Here is a 19,164-nt window from a genome sequence, read left to right as displayed (position 1 = left end):
GAGTTAAAACTCTATGCTCAGTAAAATGAGAAGGTTTTCAGGCTCCCGTATCAGGGTAAATCTTTTTAATCTCAAAAAGGATTTATTATGAGAATTAATACAAATGTAGCTGCTATGCAAGCTATGGAATCAAACTCAAATACTAACAAAGTACTTGGTACTTCTTTAGAAAAATTAAGTTCAGGTCTTAGAATTAATAAAGCTAGTGATGATGCTTCTGGTTTATCTATTGCTGATAAATTAAGAACTCAAGCAAGTGGTACTGGTCAAGCTATTTCAAATGGTAATTCTGCTATTGCTTTAACTCAAATTGCTGATAAAGCTATGGCTGAGCAATCTAATATTTTAGATATCGTTAAAACTAAATTAATTCAAGCTGCTACTGCTACTACTTCTACTGCTGGTAGACAAGCTATTGCAAAAGACTTATCTAAATTACTTGACCAATTAGATAATATTGCACAACAAACTAACTACAATGGTATTCAACTTTTACAAGGTGATACTACTTTTAGAACTGGGGCTACAGCTGCTTCTCACACTTTCCAAATGGGTGACAAAGCTGCTAATACTATTTCTACAGGTAATAGTGTTCAAGCGAATACTACAGGTCTTAGTTTAGGTGGATTAGTGGGTGTTGTTAGTGCTGGTGTAATTAGTATGGGTTCTACTAGTGTAATTGCACAAACTGGTGCTAGAAATGCTATGGCTCAAGTTGATAAAGCGTTAGATAGACTAAATGGATGGAGAGCTGACTTCGGTTCTACTCAAAACCAATTAGAGTCTGCGGTTAGAAACTTAAGTACACAACAAACAAACATTAAAAATGCAGAATCTGTTATTAGAGATGTTGATTATGCTCAAGAAAGTGCAAACTTCAACAAACAAAACATCATTGCGCAAGCAGGAACTTATGCATTAAGTCAAGCAAATGCAATGCAACAAAACGTAACTAGATTACTTCAATAAAACCATTAAATGATAAAAGGTTTAACTTATCCTTTTATCATTTTCAACAATAATATGTTCTAAATAGCCTTTATATTTATTTAATAACTCTGTTAAAATCTCAGCCCAAACTTTAATTACTTTTTTAATATTTACTTTGTCTTTTTTGTCTTTTATTAAAATACAATAAGATATATATGGATTGAAAGCTAAAGTATAAGTAACATAAATCTCTTTTAAATAGTTGATTTTATTTTCTGGACTCATTAAATATACAAATATCTCATTTGCAAAAATATTGAATTCATCATAAGTTTTTAAGTTACCAATTTCTTTAAGTTTTTCTAGAATTTCATCAACCATACCGATATGAATATTTAAACTTTTTAAATCTCTTTTTGATAAATTATGAGCAACTATAGATTCTAAATCTTCAGTTATTAATTCTTTTAAACTTTCTTTATCTAATTTTTCAAAATTATTTGTGTTTACATCTGCACTTCTTAAAGGTATTGTGTTTTCAATAAATGCTCCATGATTACTTAGGTTATATGTATCTACACTATTTAATTTTGTTTGACCAATATAGAATCTTAGTGAACCATAAAATTGTCTACTCGTTAAAACTTCTTTTTGAAAATTACCTCTAATTTTGATTACATCATCTTTAAAAGAGTAGTTTTCATTAACTTCTAGCTTATTAAGATCTTCAATGTCTAATTTTTTATTGTACTTATAATTAGAAGAGTGAGTTGAGCCTGTATCTTGATTTAATGCTAAGTCTAGCCCTAACAAGTAAATCTCTTTTACATTTATAAATCTAGAAATTATAGAGTAAGTTAATTCACCAACAGAGTTTCCTGTTAAAGCTTTATGTCCAAACTGAACTGAACCTAATACTTCATATACATACAATCTACTCATGTTAGAAAGTTTTTCTAATACATTTTTAGCTGTATTAATAGAAGCTAAAATAATAGTATCTTTTAGAAGAACTTCTAATTCTGGATTACTAAATAGTTGAATATCTACATAATGCTGAGGGTCTAGAGTAGTTATAATATCTGGTTTTACTTTATTTTCTAGCAAAATATTTAAAGTTGCTGCCATTGTTACAATGATAAATTTATCTTGATTTTCACAAACCCATTCTATATTATCATTAAGAGAAGGTCCCGCACCTAAATATAAAACTGGTTTATTCTCAAAAGCTTTTAGTTCAAGGTTCTCTCTTAATGATAAAGTTTTATATTTAAAGAAATTCTCTGATAAGTTATAAACAACATTATCTAAGTTCATATAGTAGTTAAAAGACATAGGACTTACTGATAATACCCTATCGATTATTCTATCAAAATAGTTTTGCACATCATGGTTAGTTGTATAAAATTTTAAAACAGAGTTATTATAAACATCCATATTATAAAAATCAAGTACTTTTCCTAATAATACATTATCATCATCCATAATAGAAAAAATCACATTTCTACCTTCTATAGCTAAAGCACTATAATCACATACAAATAAAGACAATCTAAAAATCTCCAAATTATTTTCACAAACGAAAAATGTCTTAGCATTGATTTTCTTCATAATCTTAGGAATATGTCTACCAAGCAATGTACCAATAAACATAAATTTATCAATTTTGTTTATTCTTCTATTTTCTCTATCAATTTTATAATCTAATTCTTCTTTTATTTTAAATAAGTCATTCATCAGTTTTTTACCAGCAACTGAATAAACTCCTTCATCCCCTTCTAGACTAAAATCACCATCATTATCATGATTATAAAACCCTTGATTTAAAGTATTAATACTATTCTTCAAATCAAAATTAGTTTGTACAACAGCTTTATTATTAAATTTCTTTGGTTTTCTATCGTATAAGTATTTGTCTTTTTCATTATCATAAATATCGAAGTCTCCAGACTCTTCAATAAACTCTAAAAAATATCTCTCTTTATAAGAACCCTCACCTATTAAATTACCAAGATGTGTAACTCTAATAAATAATTCATTATCAAACTCAGATAAAAATAATAAATTTAAATGATAGGTATCCATCATTGCTTTTTGTAGTTGTTCTTCTGCAGACAAACCCATATTTTAGTCCTTTTTTAAATATTAATTATTATACTAAGATTTTATTAAATAAGGGTATAATAATAACCATGCAAGAACTACAAGAAACAATAATTCAGATTTATCAAAAAAATATAATTTTTCTAAAAAAGAACTACTTTGAGATTTATAAAAAAATAGAAGATTTAGAAAAAAATCTTCTAGAAACTTATCATCTTGATTTTATTGATAACCACTTTGAGTTAGTTCATCAAGATAAAAAAATATATAATTGTGACCCTTTTTATGATGCCCAATACAGAGCTAAAAATATCTATAACAATGAAAATATAATTTCATTAATTGATCCAAATAAAACTCTTGTATCCTATGGGGATATAGATGAAGAAGTAGAAACATCTGAATTTATAAATGAGTATGTAGAGCAATTAAAAAATATTGAAATACCAAAAGAACAAAGTAATAAATTTATATTCTTAGGTACTTTGCTTGGTGTTCATTTAAATGATATCCATAGAGTTTTAAACTCAAAAGTTTATTTAATTATAGAGCCAAATATAGAGATTTTCAGACTATCTTTATTCCTTACTGATTATGAAGAAATTGCTCAAAACAGTCAAATATTTTTTAGTATTTCACAAAATGAAGAAGAACTTAAAAACTGCATTATTAACTTCCTAAAATATAAATCTATTTACAACAACTTTATTAGATTTGAGCTTGCAAGCCCTAATGAACTTGATTTAGTTTCAAAAGTAAGTGAGATATTAACTTTAGAAAATAAAATAAGATACCCTTTTGCAGAATATATCTATAGTTTAAAAAGAGGTTTTTATTACCTAAGAAACAACCAAAATGGTATTCTAAAAACTACAATAAAAAAAGATTTTTTACAAGAAAAACCTATCTTATTTTTAGCAGCAGGACCTTCTTTAGATAAAAATGTTGACTTTATAAAAGAGTGTAAAGATAGATTTATCATAGTTGCAGCTGCTGCTATTTTGAAATTTTTAGAAAGTCATCAAATACACCCCGATATTATAATCTCAATTGATGCAGGGGAAACAACAGTTAGAAACCAATTTGATGTAAACAAAGAGTTTTTTAAAGACTCTTTAATTATTAGTTCAATTAAAACTGACCCAAAAATATATGAAGAAATAAACAATAATAATGTATTTTTTATTCAGACATCTATTGAGTTTTTAATAAATACAGGGCTACTTCCTGGAGTTACAGTTGGAGATATTGGTTTAAAGATTTTACTTACTCTTGGGGCAAAAGAGATCTATTTATTAGGATTAGATGCAGCTATTGATGAAAAAACTGGAGAAACACACTTCTCTTCATACTATTACAATAAAGAGATTCAAAAAGAAGAAAAGAACAACTATAAAAATTATTTAGTAGATGTAAAAGGAAACTTCACAGAAAGTGTTAAAACTACTTTACTTTATAAAGATATGATTGAAAGTATAAATGAAATAAAAGAGAATTTAATCAAAAGCTCTTCTATATACAACCTATCTAAAGGGGCTTACTTTAATAATACAAAACCTTTAAAGCTTTTAGATATAAATATTAGTAATTTCAAAAAGTTTGATAAAGACTCTTATATTAAGTCTTTAATAAATCAATTAAAAACTATCACAAGAAAAGAACTTGAAAAAATTGATATAAATGAAATAAAAAAAGAGAATAAAGTAATCAAAAGACTAAAAACATCTAAAAATATAGAAAAAGATTTTGAGAAATTAAAAAGCAATTTCCCAACATCTTTTGTTATTCAAATATTAGATGAATTTTTTCTTCTTACAAATCCTTATAGTTTTTACCTTGAAAATGAAAGTATTCAACTTTCACAAATAAATAGAATTTTAAATACCTTCGAGGAGATTTATAACTAAGACTATTTTCTTACATATAGTCTTAGTTGAGAATGGAAATTATCTTCAGTTTTAAATCCAAAGATTTCACTATCACTTGCTTTTAATTCATATTCAGGTAAAAAAGTATCATAGTCATCACCTAAGATTGGTGTTTCTACACCATAAATTGTATCTTCATCTCTTTTTTTCTTACCCTCTTGAATATTTCTAAGTAATATAAATTGTGGAGCTAAGTCTCTAATATATTTACAATAGTTATTTACAACATCTGGCTCCATTTCTTGGAAGGAAATAAAGTTTACAAATAAATCAATTTTACCTTTTAGCTTCTCAATCTGCCAAGAACATAGATTTACAGCTTTATAACTCTGTTTTAGTTTATCAATCTCTAAAACCTCTTCTTTATATAAATCACCATAATCAGCAATATTTTCTTTACCAAATACTTCTTTTAAATAGTACGAAGAAACAAAAGAAACAGGAGGAATATCTGCATTTATATAAAAAATATCATTTCTTTCATCACCAAGTAAAATTTCGCCTAAAGTACCAAATCCACCACCTATTTCCATAACGTTTTTAATAGTTGATGAATCGACATGTTTCTTTAAGAAATTTAGTCCTAACAAATAGTTTAGAAATGACCGAGAGAAGTTTCTATTATCAAAGTTAAATTGCTCTAAAGGCTGTCCAACATTACTTTCTGATACTTTACTTGTATAAGGAGAAGATTCTATATTACTTGCTTTAAGAACTCTATAATCACTAAAAGCTTGAAGTTTGCCAGACAATAAAAAATCAAATCTTGTATTAGACTTTACATCACTCGTAGCTTTTTTTAACTCTTCTTTTGTTTTATTATATAAATTCTCATTTTCATAATATTCGGCATAAGAATAATTAGGAACAAAAAAACCTCTTGTAGTTTTTAAAGAACGAAAGTTTTCAACACCTTGCTCTTTAAGCTCCTTTACTATTACTTTTGACCCCTCTTCCCAAAATGTAGTTGGTTTATATACTTCTTTTTGTTTAGACATATCCTCAAACATTAAATCTAATAAATTCATATTATTCTTTTGCATTTTTTCTCCCGTTTACTATAAATCACTTAGTTTTAAAGCTTCACCAAATGAATAATCTTTTTTAGCTTTTTTACCTAAAATATCATTTAGGTATTTTGGATGCAACCCAAGTCCTGGTCTTACACTTCTAATATTCTCTTCAGTAAATATCTCATCTTTTTTTATATCTTTTGAAACATATAAACTTCTACTAAAAGTTCTACTTTTCTTTCTTTTCTCAGTCAAACTATAATCAACTTTACCTAATAGTTTTTCTGTATTTCTAATATCTTTAATCATCTGCTCAAATTCAGCTTTTTCCATAGAAAATTCTGAATCAGGACCACCAATAGATTTATCTAATATAAAATGCTTTTCAATTACTTTTGCACCAAGAGTAGTAGCAACAATCGGAGCTGTTGAACCTATTGTATGATCAGAAAACCCAGATATAACATCAAAAGTTTGAGCTAAGTTAGGAATTGTTAATAAATTGGCTTCTTCCAAAGGAGCAGGATATGCACTTGTACATTTAAGTAAAACAATATCATTATTCCCTACTCTTCTACAAATATCTACAGCATCTTGTACCTCATCAATTGTGGCAATCCCTGTTGATATAATAATTGGCTTCATTTTAGAGGCAACATATTCAATCAACTCATAATCTGTTATTTCAAAAGAGGCTATTTTATAAGCTGGAGCATCTAAACTCTCCAGTAAATCTACTGCACTTTTATCAAATGGTGAAGAAAAAATTATAATACCAAGTTCTTTTGCATAATCAAAAAGTTGTTTATGCCATTCCCAAGGAGTGTAAGCCTCTTGATATAAATCGTATAAATACTTTCCATCCCATAATGTATCTTGAGATATTTTGAAGTCATCTTTTTTACAGTTTAAAGTAATAGTATCTGCTGTATAGGTTTGCAGTTTTATAGCATTTGCACCTATTTCTTTTGCTGCTTTGATTGTATCAAGTGCATTTTGTAAACTACCATTATGATTTGCACTTAACTCAGCGATAATAAACACGCCATCTTTTTTTAAATCAAAATTAGCTATTTTCATAATTTGTTCCTTTCAAAATTATCTCTAGTGAATTTTTAAAACCATAATTCAAAAGCAAATCAAATATACCAATATAAGGAATAAAATCTTTTCCTAATTGTTTATATTCAGGGTGTAAATAGTGTTGATACATTACACTTATATTCTCTTCTTTAAATTTACTTTCTTCACTATTTAAATACTCTTTTGCTGCCAAAGGCGAATAGTAAACATCAGCTCTTACTTGTTTACATAGTCCTAAAACTAGCATAGCTTTTTTATCTTCAATAAACTCTAAAGAAGATGCTTTTATAAAAGGTGTATTAATTCCTATTTTTTTACAAATTTGTTTAATAATGTTTATATTAAAGTCACATAAACTTCTAGTCTCATTATTTAATAAATCTTCTAAAAAAGGATAAACTTCATCAAAATATTCAGCTTTTTTATACTCTTGAACTATTGTTTTTAAAAGTTTTTTTCTAAGTAGAGGAAAGTTTTTATTAATATTTACATCTTTAATTAGTAAATCAAATTTTGAACTTGATTTTTCTATTGGTATAGATACTAAATACTCTTTATTTCCAACTTTTAATTTATTTCTTGTTTGCCAACTTTGTTGATTTAATTGTACAGTATCTAAAAAAATAAATTTATCTACTTTATTAATTAAATCAAAATATCCCAACCAAGGATTAAAAGTTGGTTGCATAATTGCAATACTATTCAATGTCGCCCCATATAGCAATATCTGAGTTTAAAATAGTCTCACCATTTTGACAATTTTGATTGTCTAAATGATTAATTGAGAAATTTGAAAGATTTAAATATTTTCTTAAAATATCTATTAATTCATACTCTTGATAACAAGTACAAATTGCACCTTCTTCTCCTGTTATATTATTTTGCATTAAATAACTATCTTCAGCTACTTTCTTTCCTAATCCATATCTATAATCTTTTCTAGTTCTTGTTCTTAAAAAGAACTTTGCACCTTTTTTAAAGATATTATTTTCAACACTTATTTCAAGAAACTTTATAAAATCCTCTTTTGAAATATAAGAGATTACATTTGGTATCATAAAAACATCTACTTCCAAGTCTTTATTATTTTGTACAAAACTAATCATATCATCACTATAAAAAGTGAAACTTCCTTCTGATTCATAGATATTTTCAAAATTATATTTAGCATTTTTTATATTTATTTCATTTATATCAACACCATATGTATCATAATCATATTGGTAAAATAAAGAAAGATTATTTCCATTTGAACAACCAAACTCTAAAACTTTACCTTTAGATTCAAAAAGTCTCTCTTTAAAAAAATACTTAATCATATACTCGTCAGGATATTTTAATCCCTTAATATCTTTAATTGTCATTTAGAAATCCTTTCACTTTTAAATATAAATCTTTTTTAATATCACTCTCAAAAAATAAATCTTTTTTCGACAATATACCTAATAAAGTAAGATTTTCTAGATTCTTATCTAAAATACTATCTCTTACTTTATCCATTGTTTCAATATTATCTTTTGATAATAAAGGAAAACCATAATCAAGTATTTCAGTTTTTGCAAATTTAACTTTACAATCTTTTGCTAAAACTTTAAAAGTTGATAATTCTTTTATAGCTGTTTTTGTAATTTTTTCAACATCTTGTAACTCTTCTTGAGAAACTAACATTTCTATACTTACAGGATATAAACCATTTCTCTTTGCTCCACTACAATAGTTTATATAATTATCAACTCTAAATGTTTTGTATTTTTTATCATAGTTGTAAAAATAGCTTAAATCTCCTATCTTTAGCTTTTTTGATAATAGTAAATTAGTTATTACTGTTTTAGGAGGCTTCTGGAATTTTAAATTTTCTAATTTTATATTTAATAAACTTTTTAGAATCAAATGTCCTGCTGTCCAAAATAGATGCTCTACATTTTTAATAGAACTATTAGATAAAACTACTTCGCTGATTTTATTACCTTCAAGTTTTATATCCTTTACCTCATCTTCAAGATAAATATTTACACCTTTTTCTTCAAGCCGTTTTTTTAAGGCATCTATAACTCTATATATTCCATATTTTTTAGGATAATAAGCCTTCTTTTCACCTAAAATATCTGAACCTAGATTTTGTTGTACAGGATACGACAAAATTGAACTAAGCTGTTTTGTAGGTAATAAATCTTTCATTATCTTCTCATCAAATAGTCCTACTCTTACAAATGGTGTTAAAAACATAGCCATATAATCCATATCTTTTGGATGAACATTATATAAAGCTTTAAATGTAGGAACAATTGCCTCTTTTGTGATCTTTTTACCAAATAAAGATTTTGCATAAGCATAAGCTGTGCTCTTCTTTATTGTTTTTGTTTTTTCAAAGTTTTTAAGAAAATCAATTCTTAATTCATCAATATTTTTTCTATGTCTTAAATCTATAAAAGGTGAGTTCTTTTGTAATTTTCCATCAAAATATATTCCAGTCAATGCTCTTTTTTGACCATTTATTGCTGATGATACTTGCCATTCATCTTTAGGTAATAAAGCCCTTAAAATATTATCTAACTCTTCAATTCCCGTTTCTAAAATATTATGAGCTCCATAATCAAATTTTCCATTTTTCCCATAATCAAAACATTTTAATAATCCACCAAGTTTATCACTTCTTTCTACTAAATGTATATTAAAGTTCTCATTTTCAGATAATAAAGAAGCAGATAATAAACCTGCTATTCCTCCACCTACTATTACTATATCTTTTTTCATGGTATCACCTTTTATTTAAAGATTAAACTTCTTTTATAGATTTTTTTATAATTTTTAATAAGGAAATCTAAATTATTTTTAAACTCTCTTTTCTTAAACTTTTTTAGTACAAGTAATCTTTTTTCTCTCAAGAACTCATACATAAATTTCTGATTTTTCGCAGTTTTTACTGCAATAAATGGAAGCTTCATATACATTACTTCATTTAAAGTCACACTTGGGGTAATTATTGCAAAATCATTTTTACTCATAAGTTTTGCAACTTCCAAAGAGTTTACATGTAAAGTAATACTCTTTTTATTTTGTATATACTTCTCTAAATCTTTTAAATTTGCATTTGATGTTGTTGTAACAACATCTATTTTAAAATCACTCTTGGATTCTAACAATGCTTCTAATATTTTTATATTTATAAAAGAGTGATCTGTTCCACCAATCATTACTAAAACTCTATTTAACTTTTTAGTTTTTGAATACTTTACTTTCTTACTCTTTGTAAATTCATCTCTTAATAAAGTAAATTTACTTCCACATTTTAATTTACAAAACTTTGGAACCTTATTCTTATACTTACTTTTTTTTGCACTAATATTATGATTTAATAAAATGTCGCAATAGTGTTTCTCATAAGTATCATCAAAACATAATAGTTTAATATCCAGTTTCTGTTTTATACTTTTTTCATATTTATAGTCAAATTCATAACTATCAAGAACTATTAAATCAATATTATTTACTTTACAAGCATCTATTAATTCTTCAACATTCTGATTTTTTAATATTAATAATTCAAAACCCTTTTCAAGAATTAAATTATTTGCATTTCCTTTTAACTCTTCACAAGCAAATATTACTCGATTATTTTTCTTTTTATATTTGTTTGCAAGAACTAAACATCTGCTAAGATGTCCTAATCCTATAGAACTTGATGAGTTAACCCTTATTAGAATATTCATACTTTTTTCTGCTTTACTTTACTATTAATCTGCACTAGCTCATCATTTTTCTCTAATAAATCAATTAACTGTTCATATGAAAAATCTGTTTTATTATCAAACTTTTCATATATCTGTTTTATTAACTTATAATCATCTTCTTCATCTAAAGTTATTCTAAACCTTGAATCATCATTTCTATTTTTGTATTCTAAAATATTCAGTTTATCTTTGATTGTTGTATGCATATATACTGTTACATGCTCTTTTTGAGTATCTGTAGTTGCATTTTTATTGGCTTCATCAAGTAGTTTAAATCTAAATACTTCAACATCTATTCCCCTTGGGAAACCAGTTTCATCTCCACAAGTTAGATAATCAATAGATGAATTTTTAAAAGTATCTATACAAGATTTTAATATGTCTTTATCTAATAAAGGACAATCAGATGTTAATCTAACAACAATATCATTTTCTTTTGCTTTATATTTTAAAGCTGCTTCATAAAATCTGCTTAAAACATTATTTGTATCACCCTCGTAATATTTTAAATCTAATTTTGAACAAATATCAACTATTGGTTTTTGTGTTCCATCATTAGTAGTAGCAATGATTATATTATCTTTGAACTCTTTTATTCTATCTAGCATTACTTCTAATACTGTTTTATTACATAAAGGAAGCATTACCTTTTCAGGCAATCTTGTGCTTGTCATTCTAGCTTGAATAATTATAAATACTCTATCTTCCATTTAAAATCTCAATTATAGTTTTTAGAACATAATCTTGCTCTTCAAATTGAAGTTTAGGATAAATAGGTAAAGATACTGCCTTTTCATAATAATCATCCATTAAAGGAGTACTTTCATTGCCATATCCCAAATTTTTATAGTATGGCTGTTTATTAATAGGAATATAATGAAATTGTAAGAAAATAGATTTCTCTCTTAATTTTAAGAATAGCTCTTTTTTGGTAACTGCAAATTTTGAGAAATCAATTTTGACTACATATAAGTGATAAGATGATTCTTCTGTATAGCTATATAAAGGTTCAATATTTTCAGTATCTTTAAGTAGTTCATCATATCTTTTAGCTAAAACTCTTCTTTTTTCAATAAAGCTATCAACTTTTTTTATTTGAGATATTCCTAAAGCACAAGCTATATCAGTAAGCCTATAATTGAAACCTAACTCATTCATATCATAATGCCAAGGTGCAATATCACCTCTTGAATTCATTCCATGATTTCTTAATAATAATACTTTCTCATAAATCGCTTTATTATTTGTTAATACAGCCCCACCTTCACCTGAGGTAAACTGTTTTACAGGATGAAAAGAGAATATTGAAACATCAGAGTTAACACAAGACCCAGCTTTAATCCCTTGATTTACTGCACCTATTGAATGTGCGCAATCTTCAAGAATTTTAATATTATACTTTTTTCTTAAATAGTTTAATTTTTCTTGATTTACAGGGTTTCCAGAGAAGTGAACAACATAAATTGCTTTTATTAAAGAATCTTTTTTTAATTCTTCTTCACAAAGCTCTAAGTCAATATTTCCATCTTTTTGAATATCAACGAAAATAGGTTTAGCTTTAGCATAAAGAATAGAGTTTGAAGTTGCTAAAAAAGAGTTTGGGGTTGTTAATACTTTAGAGTTTTCTTCTAGTAAAACTAAAGAAGATAAATGTAAAGCAGCTGTTGCATTTGAAACAACTACACAGTACTTTGCACCAGTATAATTACATAAAGCATCTTCAAACTCTTTAACTTTTGGACCTGTTGTTAAAAAGTCACTTTTAAGTACTTCTACAACAGCACTTATATCATCTTCTTCTATAGTTTGTTTTCCATATGGAATAATATTCATTTTATATATCTTTTAAAAGCTCTAAAAACTCTTCTTTATTAAGCCATTTGTCATTGTTACCTGAGTTATACTCAAATCCTTGTTTTACATGAGTACCTTTTTCTCCAAGAAGATTTGTTTCATAGTTCTTATCACTAGTAAACTTTATTGTTGGAGTTATTACATAATGGTCTTCAAACTCATAAGTTAAGTGAGAATCATCAGCAGGACACATAATCTCATGAAGCTTCTCTCCTGGTCTTATACCTATAATTTTATGAGGTAAATTAGGAGCTATGAATTTTGCTAAATCTACTATTTTTAGTGATGGAATTTTTGGTACGAAAATCTCTCCACCTTGCATTCTTTCAAAGTTTTTAAGTACAAAATCTACTCCATCTTGAAGAGTAATCATAAATCTTGTCATTTTTTCATCAGTAATAGGTAACTCTTTTTCACCATTGTCTATAAGCTTTTGAAAGTATGGAATTACAGAGCCTCTACTACATAAAACATTTCCATATCTAACAACTGAGAATTTAATATCTTGTTCACCAACTAAATTATTTGCAGCAACAAAAAGTTTATCACTTGCAAGTTTAGTAGCTCCATATAAATTCACTGGGTTTGCAGCTTTATCTGTAGATAATGCTATTACTTTTTTAACCCCATTGTCTAAAGCAGCATCAATTACATTTTGAGCCCCATTTATATTAGTTTTAATACATTCCATTGGATTATATTCCGCAATTGGAACATGCTTAAGTGCTGCTGCGTGTATTACATAATCAACATCTTTAAACGCTTTTTTCAATCTATTTGCATCTCTTACATCGCCAATAAAATATCTCATACAAGGATCGTTAAACTCTTGTGCCATTTCATACTGTTTTAACTCGTCTCTTGAGTATATAATTATTTTCTTAGGCTTATACTTCTGTAATAAAGTTTTTGTATATTTTTTACCAAAACTTCCTGTACCACCTGTAATTAGTATATTTTTACCATCAAACATTCGAGTAATCCTTGTATTCCTACTATATTATTTAGCTTAATATTGTAGCACAATAAGTTTTATTTATACCTATAAATTAGATTAAAATATACCACTACTGTAATAAAATAAAAAGTTTAAGTTCCATTTGATTATAATAAATACTATTTAAAATAGGACATTTTATGGACTTTAAAAACTTTACAAAAAACTACATAAAAGAATTAAATAATCTTCTTTTGAATCTAGATTTAGATGAATTTGACAAATTTTATGAATTAATTAAGAATTGTAGAAACAAGATTTATATAATTGGTAATGGAGGTAGTGCTTCAACTGCTTCACATATGGCAAATGATTTGTCAATTGGCCTTAAAAGAAAAGATAAACTAACACTACATGCAATCTCTCTAGCTGATAATATCGCTATTAATAGTGCTATTTCAAACGATATAGGTTATGAAAATATTTTTTATATGCAACTAAAAGACATCTTGCAGCCAGAAGATATAGTAATTGCAATTTCATGTAGTGGTAATTCTCCTAACATTATCAAAGCTGTAGAGTATGCCAAAGAGATTAACTCAACAATTGTTGGATTATCTGGATTTGATGGAGGAAAACTTAAAGAGTTATCTACAATAAAACTTCATGTAGAATCAAATAAAGGTGATTATGGTTTAGTGGAAGATATTCACTTAATATTAAATCATATACTATTTTCATATTTACAAAAAGAGAACTAATGCCCGAAGAAGAAAAAAAGCCTTTAGATACATATTTTTTTAGTCCTAAAAAAGCTCTTGAAATTGCTTCAAAACAAAATAGAGTTGAAACATCAGTTAAAGTAATTGATGCTTTACAAGTTTGTTATTATGCTAGTGAAGAGGCTATTGAAAATGCACCTTTTAACTGTATTCATGTCCCTTTAGAAAGTGTATTTGACTACTTTTCTTCTACAACAAATAGATTCCCGCAAGCTATCTCCTTTGAAGATACAGACTTTTCTATGGTTGAACAAGCTGAATTAAATGCAGCTTTTGGAGAAATTCTAGGTGCTGCACAAGAAGAAAGAAGAAAATTATCTCAATTATATGTAAAAGAGATAAAAGAAAAGCAGCTTGATTTTAAAGATGAAAAATTAAGAGTTTTTATTCCTGCATGTAGAGAAACTACAGTAATGCAATATGTTGCAAAAAATATTGCTGAAGCATTTGAAGAACTAGGATATGAAGTTTATTATCATATTCAAAGTGAATTAGAAGATTGTAATATTTTATCTTTATTTCATAATATTTGGAAGTTTAATCCTCATATTGTTGTTAATATCAATCACTTAGACAATCAGCATTTAAATGAAAAAACCTTTAACTTCGCATGGTTTCAAGACCCTATGCCTCTTATGTATGATAAGAAAAAAGAGGTTAATATGAGACCTAGAGACTTTGTATATGTGCTATTTGAAGAGTACAAAGACTTATTAGTAAAAAAAGGTGTTGAAGAAAGTAGAATAAAACATCAACCTTTTGCAACAAACCCTAAAATATTTTTTAAAGACGAGTCAGTAAAAAAAGAGAATAAAATAGTATTTTTAGGTTCTGATTACAACTTTGAAGAAGGTTCTGATTTAGATGAAGAGTTTATTAATGATGTTTACTCTCATATTGAAAACAATACCCTTTCTGAAGAGCTTATAGCTAAATACTCTAAAGAGTATGGTATTTCACATTCTCATTTCAAAACTTTTTTAATACCTTCTTTTGTAAGAAGAAGAGTTATTCTTTGGCTTTGTTCTTTAAAAGATATTGATATTGAAGTTTATGGAACAGATAAATGGCTTAACACACCAGAAGTTGCACCATTTTATAAAGGCCTTCTTCCATATGGCCCACAAATGGCTAAAGTATACAATAGTGCGAAATATGCAATTGCTGCTCATCCTATGTATAGATACCAACAAAGAGTTATAGAAATGGCTGCATGTGATTGTATCCCTATTATTTATAACTGTCCACTTGTTTGTGATATTTTCTACCATGAAGATAATATTTTATCATTCTCAACATTTGAAGAATTAAAAGAGTGTGTAGGAAAAGTTCCTCCAAAAAACTGTACACAAATTGCAGAAGATATCTCTTATAAAAAAATGGCATTATCAATCATTGATACTGTTGAACAACAAATTAAAGGCTAAACATGTCAGATCAGTACAATATAGACAGTCACAAGATGATGTATCACCCAACAAGGGTTGCTAAATGGCTTGAAGCCAAAGATGATTGGAGTTTACAAAAATCTGTTTATCCTATTTATGTGGAGATTACACCTGTAGGTTCATGTAACCATAGATGTACTTTTTGTTCTGTAGATTATATTGGATATAAAAGTATAAAACAAGATGAAGATGTTTTAAAAGAACGAATCAAAGAGATGGGAGAACTCGGTGTCAAAAGTATCATGTTTGCAGGAGAAGGTGAACCAACTTTATATAAACCTCTTCCAGAGATTCTTGATACTTGTACACAAGCTGGTATTGATACTTCTCTTACTACAAATGCTGTACCTTTTAATGAAAAGAATACTGAAAGTTTTGTAAGAAATTGTTCTTGGATTAAAGTTAGTATTAATGCAGGAGATAGAGAAACTTACTCAAAAATTCATACAACAAAAGAATCTGATTTTGATAAAGTTGTTGAAAACTTAAGTCGAGCTGTTAAGATAAAAAAAGAGAAAAATTACTCTTGTACAATTGGTTCTCAGATGCTTCTTCTTCCTGAAAATAAACACACAGCAGTATCTTTAGCTAAAAAGATGAGAGAGATTGGAGTTGATTATCTAGTAATTAAGCCTTATACTCAAAGTTTATATGGAAAATCTAGAATCTATGAGGGTTTAACATATGAAAATATGATGGATTTAGAAAAAGAACTAGATGCACTTGAAACGAGTGATTTTAAAGTAGTGTTTAGAGCAAATACTATGAAAAAACTTGAAGAAGAGAGACAACCTTATTCTAAATGTTATTCAACACCATATTTCTGGTCATATATCATGGCTGATGGTTCTGTATATGGTTGTAGTGCTTATTTACAAAATGAAAAGTTTAATTATGGAAATATAAATACTCAAACATTCAAAGAGATTTGGGAAGGTCAGAAAAGAAAAGAAGGTGTATCTTTTATCAAAGATGAATTAGATATAACTATGTGTAGAAGAAACTGTAGAATGGATGAAGTTAATAGATATTTATGGAATCTAAAACATCCAAATCCACATGTAAACTTTATTTAGGATACCTATGCTAAATTCACAAGATATTAGACAAAAAACTATTGAACTTTCATGTAAAACAGGTGCTGGTCACCTTGCACCTTCTTTATCAACAGTTGAAATACTTACTGTTTTATTTGAAAAGTATTTAAATTTCAACAAAAATGATGCAAAAGATGAATCTAGGGATAGATTTGTTTTAAGTAAGGGTCATGGGGCTTATGCTTATTACATTATTCTAAATGAATTAGGTTTCCTACCAAACTGGGAACTTGAAAAGTTTAATACTAATGAAGCGACTATCATGGGCTGTCTTACGGAAAACCCTGATTATATGATTGAAGCTTCTACTGGTTCATTAGGTCATGGTTTACCACTTGCAATAGGAATGGCACAATCTTTTAAAATCCAAAATAAACCAAATAAAGTTATTTGTATGATTGGTGATGGAGAGATGCAAGAAGGAAGTAATTTTGAGGCTTTAATGCTTGCATATAGATTTAAACTTGATAATCTTCTAGTAATAATAGATGCAAATGACTTACAAGCAATGGGAAGAGTTGAAGATGTAGCACTTCCAAATAATAGATTATCAAAAGTTTTAAGCTCTTTTATAGATGAAAACTATTTTGATATAAATGGACATAATGAAGAAGAGATTTCAAAATGTTTTGATAGTTTTTACAATAAACAAAATGAAAATTTTTCAATAATGTTTGCAAGAACTATAAAAGGTAAAGGTATTGACTTTATAGAACATTCAGAAAAACATCATTATAGATGTCCTACATTAGATGGTTATGTGTTAAAGGCAGAAGATGAGTAATTTAGTTTCAAAACAAGATGTAATGAAAGAAGTATACAACTACTTTGAAAGTGATGAAAAAATGGTTTTACTTGCAGGAGACATGGGTTTTGCAGTACTTGATTCATACTTTAATAATCATAAAAACAGAGCTTTTAATACAGGTATTAACGAACAAGCAACAGTAGGAATGGCTTCAGGTATGGCTATGACTGGACTTAAACCAATTATTTATTCACAAGTTCCTTTTATTACAATGAGAGCTTTTGAACAACTAAGATATGATGTAAATGAACATAATTTAAATATCAAAGTTGTAGGAGTTGGAGCAAATAACTATTTTGCTCCACTTGGAAGAAGCCACTGTATGGATGAAGATGATATAAAATTAATTTCTATTTTAAAAAATATTCTTATTATCTCTCCAACAAAAGAGAGTTTACAAGAAGATGTAAAAAAGATGTTTGAATATAATGGTCCTGTGTACATGAGGTCTTTATAATGAAATACCTCGTTTTAGGAAGCAACTCTTTTTCTGCTGGAAGTTTTATAAACTATATTTTAAATGAAGAAAAAGACTCAAAAGTTTTTGCTATAAGCAGGTCAGAAGAGTATCATAAAACACAACTAGCATATAAAAACAATGAGAGCTATTCAAATGTAAATTTTTATCAATATGATTTAAATGAAAATATAGATGATATTGTAAAATTAATTCAAGAAGAAAATATAGAATATATATTTAACTTTGCAGCACAAGGAATGGTAGCTCAAAGTTGGGAAAACCCTGAACAATGGTTTAATACAAATACACTTAGCCTAGTAAAACTTCTTGACAAAATATATAAGTTTAAATTTATCAAAAAATTTGTTCAAGTATCAACACCTGAAGTTTATGGTCCTTGTAATAATATAAAAGAGTCTATGAATTTTCATCCCTCATCACCATATGCAGCTTCAAAAGCAAGTGCAGATTTGATTTTATATAGTTATTTTGTAACTCATGGTTTTCCTATTAACTATACAAGAGCTTCAAATGTTTATGGTGCATACCAACAACTATATAGAATTATTCCTAAAACAATTTTGATGATAAAAAAAGGTGAAAAGCTACAGCTTCATGGTGGAGGAAAAGCTATAAGAAGTTTTATTCACATAGATGATGTAAGTACAGCTACACTTAAAATTGCAAAAGAAGCAAAAGCTGGTGAAATTTATCACCTAAGCGATGATAAAACTATTAGTATCTATGATTTAGTTGAACTTATTTGTAATCAAATGAATGTAGATATAAATAATCACATTGAAATAGTAGAAGATAGAGTTGGACAAGATAGTTTATACCTAATGAATAATGAAAAGTTAAAAAATGATTTAGATTTAACAATTCAAAAAAGTCTAAAAGATGGAATAAGTGAAGTTATTTCATGGATAGAATCAAACTATAACACTCTAAAAGATTTTCCAGATTACTATATACATAAAAAGTGAGAAA

The 19,164-nt window shown here is 27.2% G+C and carries 18 protein-coding genes; 8 read left to right on the top strand and 10 right to left on the bottom strand.

The features are described from left to right. The first annotated feature begins 87 nt into the window (after positions 1 to 87). Complete coding sequence (locus ACH5BF_RS11585) at positions 88 to 969, top strand: flagellin N-terminal helical domain-containing protein (RefSeq protein ID WP_423274396.1); 882 nt, start codon at positions 88 to 90, stop codon at positions 967 to 969. Between the two features lie 21 nt (positions 970 to 990). Here the strand turns inward: ACH5BF_RS11585 and ACH5BF_RS11580 are convergent, their stop codons facing one another. After that, on the bottom strand, positions 991 to 3,054 hold the full coding sequence (locus ACH5BF_RS11580) for a motility associated factor glycosyltransferase family protein (RefSeq protein ID WP_423274395.1): 2,064 nt from the start codon (positions 3,052 to 3,054) through the stop codon (positions 991 to 993). A 68-nt stretch (positions 3,055 to 3,122) separates the two neighbouring features. Here ACH5BF_RS11580 and ACH5BF_RS11575 point away from each other — a divergent pair, with 68 nt between their 5' ends. Next, positions 3,123 to 4,940, top strand: coding sequence for a motility associated factor glycosyltransferase family protein (locus tag ACH5BF_RS11575; protein WP_423274394.1), 1,818 nt, complete (start codon positions 3,123 to 3,125; stop codon positions 4,938 to 4,940). A gap of 2 nt (positions 4,941 to 4,942) precedes the next feature. Here the strand turns inward: ACH5BF_RS11575 and ACH5BF_RS11570 are convergent, their stop codons facing one another. Genes ACH5BF_RS11570 through pseB form a run of 9 tightly spaced genes read right to left on the bottom strand, consistent with a single transcriptional unit; the run spans position 4,943 to position 13,615 of the window. After that, positions 4,943 to 6,004, bottom strand: a complete 1,062-nt coding sequence (locus ACH5BF_RS11570) for a putative sugar O-methyltransferase (protein WP_423274393.1) — start codon at positions 6,002 to 6,004, stop codon at positions 4,943 to 4,945. A gap of 15 nt (positions 6,005 to 6,019) precedes the next feature. Then, on the bottom strand, positions 6,020 to 7,054 hold the full coding sequence (gene pseI / locus ACH5BF_RS11565; RefSeq protein ID WP_423274392.1) for a pseudaminic acid synthase: 1,035 nt from the start codon (positions 7,052 to 7,054) through the stop codon (positions 6,020 to 6,022). Further along, the gene (locus ACH5BF_RS11560; RefSeq protein ID WP_423274391.1) at positions 7,041 to 7,763 is read right to left on the bottom strand and encodes a WbqC family protein; all 723 of its coding nucleotides are present in this window, start codon (positions 7,761 to 7,763) and stop codon (positions 7,041 to 7,043) included. Before ACH5BF_RS11560 ends, pseI begins: the two co-directional genes overlap by 14 nt. Further along, positions 7,756 to 8,421 (bottom strand): methyltransferase domain-containing protein, encoded by a 666-nt coding sequence (locus ACH5BF_RS11555; protein WP_423274390.1) that lies wholly within the window; start codon positions 8,419 to 8,421, stop codon positions 7,756 to 7,758. Before ACH5BF_RS11555 ends, ACH5BF_RS11560 begins: the two co-directional genes overlap by 8 nt. Continuing rightward, positions 8,411 to 9,811 carry an NAD(P)-binding protein gene (locus tag ACH5BF_RS11550; RefSeq protein ID WP_423274389.1) on the bottom strand — a complete coding sequence of 467 codons (1,401 nt, stop codon included), beginning with the start codon at positions 9,809 to 9,811 and terminating at the stop codon, positions 8,411 to 8,413. The genes ACH5BF_RS11555 and ACH5BF_RS11550 overlap by 11 nt, the downstream gene beginning before the upstream one ends. A gap of 11 nt (positions 9,812 to 9,822) precedes the next feature. Further along, the gene (gene pseG, locus ACH5BF_RS11545) at positions 9,823 to 10,767 is read right to left on the bottom strand and encodes a UDP-2,4-diacetamido-2,4,6-trideoxy-beta-L-altropyranose hydrolase (protein ID WP_423274388.1); all 945 of its coding nucleotides are present in this window, start codon (positions 10,765 to 10,767) and stop codon (positions 9,823 to 9,825) included. Continuing rightward, on the bottom strand, positions 10,764 to 11,498 hold the full coding sequence (locus ACH5BF_RS11540; protein ID WP_423274387.1) for a cytidylyltransferase domain-containing protein: 735 nt from the start codon (positions 11,496 to 11,498) through the stop codon (positions 10,764 to 10,766). Before ACH5BF_RS11540 ends, pseG begins: the two co-directional genes overlap by 4 nt. Continuing rightward, on the bottom strand, positions 11,488 to 12,621 hold the full coding sequence (gene pseC / locus ACH5BF_RS11535; protein WP_423274386.1) for a UDP-4-amino-4,6-dideoxy-N-acetyl-beta-L-altrosamine transaminase: 1,134 nt from the start codon (positions 12,619 to 12,621) through the stop codon (positions 11,488 to 11,490). Before pseC ends, ACH5BF_RS11540 begins: the two co-directional genes overlap by 11 nt. 1 nt (position 12,622) lies before the next feature. Next, entirely contained in the window at positions 12,623 to 13,615 is a 993-nt protein-coding gene (pseB, locus tag ACH5BF_RS11530) for a UDP-N-acetylglucosamine 4,6-dehydratase (inverting) (protein WP_423274385.1), read from the bottom strand. 164 nt (positions 13,616 to 13,779) lie between these two features. Here pseB and ACH5BF_RS11525 point away from each other — a divergent pair, with 164 nt between their 5' ends. From ACH5BF_RS11525 to ACH5BF_RS11500, 6 genes are read left to right on the top strand one after another with little or no spacing between them, the layout of a single operon-like run. Then, the gene (locus ACH5BF_RS11525) at positions 13,780 to 14,340 is read left to right on the top strand and encodes an SIS domain-containing protein (protein WP_423274384.1); all 561 of its coding nucleotides are present in this window, start codon (positions 13,780 to 13,782) and stop codon (positions 14,338 to 14,340) included. After that, on the top strand, positions 14,340 to 15,788 hold the full coding sequence (locus ACH5BF_RS11520; protein ID WP_423274383.1) for a glycosyltransferase family protein: 1,449 nt from the start codon (positions 14,340 to 14,342) through the stop codon (positions 15,786 to 15,788). Before ACH5BF_RS11525 ends, ACH5BF_RS11520 begins: the two co-directional genes overlap by 1 nt. A gap of 2 nt (positions 15,789 to 15,790) precedes the next feature. Next, positions 15,791 to 16,885 carry a radical SAM protein gene (locus tag ACH5BF_RS11515; RefSeq protein WP_423274382.1) on the top strand — a complete coding sequence of 365 codons (1,095 nt, stop codon included), beginning with the start codon at positions 15,791 to 15,793 and terminating at the stop codon, positions 16,883 to 16,885. A 7-nt stretch (positions 16,886 to 16,892) separates the two neighbouring features. Beyond that, positions 16,893 to 17,690 carry a transketolase gene (locus ACH5BF_RS11510; RefSeq protein ID WP_423274381.1) on the top strand — a complete coding sequence of 266 codons (798 nt, stop codon included), beginning with the start codon at positions 16,893 to 16,895 and terminating at the stop codon, positions 17,688 to 17,690. Then, the gene (locus ACH5BF_RS11505; protein ID WP_423274380.1) at positions 17,683 to 18,171 is read left to right on the top strand and encodes a transketolase family protein; all 489 of its coding nucleotides are present in this window, start codon (positions 17,683 to 17,685) and stop codon (positions 18,169 to 18,171) included. Before ACH5BF_RS11510 ends, ACH5BF_RS11505 begins: the two co-directional genes overlap by 8 nt. Beyond that, a complete protein-coding gene (locus ACH5BF_RS11500) occupies positions 18,171 to 19,160 on the top strand; it encodes a GDP-mannose 4,6-dehydratase (protein WP_423274379.1) in 990 nt (329 codons plus the stop codon). The genes ACH5BF_RS11505 and ACH5BF_RS11500 overlap by 1 nt, the downstream gene beginning before the upstream one ends. Positions 19,161 to 19,164: the final 4 nt, after the last annotated feature.

Origin of the sequence: Arcobacter pernae (assembly GCF_049472135.1) — a bacterium.
In the GTDB taxonomy this organism is placed as follows: domain Bacteria; phylum Campylobacterota; class Campylobacteria; order Campylobacterales; family Arcobacteraceae; genus Arcobacter_B.
The sequence above is the reverse complement of the archived record's forward strand: the minus strand, read 5'-3'. Positions and strand labels throughout refer to the sequence as shown.

Coding starts and splice junctions, on each gene's coding strand:
- ACH5BF_RS11585 (WP_423274396.1), top strand. CDS start 88: ATGAGAATTAATACAAATGTAGCTGCTATGCAAGCTATGGAATCAAAC.
- ACH5BF_RS11580 (WP_423274395.1), bottom strand. CDS start 3,054: ATGGGTTTGTCTGCAGAAGAACAACTACAAAAAGCAATGATGGATACC.
- ACH5BF_RS11575 (WP_423274394.1), top strand. CDS start 3,123: ATGCAAGAACTACAAGAAACAATAATTCAGATTTATCAAAAAAATATA.
- ACH5BF_RS11570 (WP_423274393.1), bottom strand. CDS start 6,004: ATGCAAAAGAATAATATGAATTTATTAGATTTAATGTTTGAGGATATG.
- pseI (WP_423274392.1), bottom strand. CDS start 7,054: ATGAAAATAGCTAATTTTGATTTAAAAAAAGATGGCGTGTTTATTATC.
- ACH5BF_RS11555 (WP_423274390.1), bottom strand. CDS start 8,421: ATGACAATTAAAGATATTAAGGGATTAAAATATCCTGACGAGTATATG.
- ACH5BF_RS11550 (WP_423274389.1), bottom strand. CDS start 9,811: ATGAAAAAAGATATAGTAATAGTAGGTGGAGGAATAGCAGGTTTATTA.
- pseG (WP_423274388.1), bottom strand. CDS start 10,767: ATGAATATTCTAATAAGGGTTAACTCATCAAGTTCTATAGGATTAGGA.
- ACH5BF_RS11540 (WP_423274387.1), bottom strand. CDS start 11,498: ATGGAAGATAGAGTATTTATAATTATTCAAGCTAGAATGACAAGCACA.
- pseC (WP_423274386.1), bottom strand. CDS start 12,621: ATGAATATTATTCCATATGGAAAACAAACTATAGAAGAAGATGATATA.
- pseB (WP_423274385.1), bottom strand. CDS start 13,615: ATGTTTGATGGTAAAAATATACTAATTACAGGTGGTACAGGAAGTTTT.
- ACH5BF_RS11525 (WP_423274384.1), top strand. CDS start 13,780: ATGGACTTTAAAAACTTTACAAAAAACTACATAAAAGAATTAAATAAT.
- ACH5BF_RS11520 (WP_423274383.1), top strand. CDS start 14,340: ATGCCCGAAGAAGAAAAAAAGCCTTTAGATACATATTTTTTTAGTCCT.
- ACH5BF_RS11515 (WP_423274382.1), top strand. CDS start 15,791: ATGTCAGATCAGTACAATATAGACAGTCACAAGATGATGTATCACCCA.
- ACH5BF_RS11510 (WP_423274381.1), top strand. CDS start 16,893: ATGCTAAATTCACAAGATATTAGACAAAAAACTATTGAACTTTCATGT.
- ACH5BF_RS11505 (WP_423274380.1), top strand. CDS start 17,683: ATGAGTAATTTAGTTTCAAAACAAGATGTAATGAAAGAAGTATACAAC.
- ACH5BF_RS11500 (WP_423274379.1), top strand. CDS start 18,171: ATGAAATACCTCGTTTTAGGAAGCAACTCTTTTTCTGCTGGAAGTTTT.